The 310-nt window shown below is 59.7% G+C and carries 1 pseudogene; it reads left to right on the top strand.

The features are described from left to right. Positions 1 to 126: 126 nt before the first annotated feature. Positions 127 to 310: pseudogene (locus LI015_RS28115) on the top strand (regulatory protein GemA); the annotation flags it as partial.

The following is a 310-nucleotide window of genomic DNA, read 5'->3' as shown; positions in this document are numbered from 1 at the left end:
AGGTGCGGGAACCGGCTGCGCCAAAGGTCAGGGAGACGGGACCCCAAATCCCTGCGTTCCTACAGGAACGCAGGAGCCGGCCATCCAGGAGGGAAGTGCTCTGCCTGCCAGGAGGAGGAAATGCTTATGGGAACGGGATATAGGTATACCATCAAGACCCTGTGGGGGTTAGCCAAATCAAAGGAGCTGGGGCTGACGGAGGAGGAGCTGCATCTGCTGGTGGCCCGTGAGACCGGGAAGGACAGCATCCGTGAACTGAACCGGTCGGAGCTGTCCCATGTCTGCCATATCCTGCAGAAACAGAAGGACG

The organism is Enterocloster sp. 210928-DFI.2.20, assembly GCF_020554465.1.
GTDB classification, from domain to species: domain Bacteria; phylum Bacillota; class Clostridia; order Lachnospirales; family Lachnospiraceae; genus Enterocloster; species Enterocloster bolteae.
Note: the sequence above shows the minus strand (reverse complement) of the source record. Positions and strands in the feature narration are given on the sequence as shown.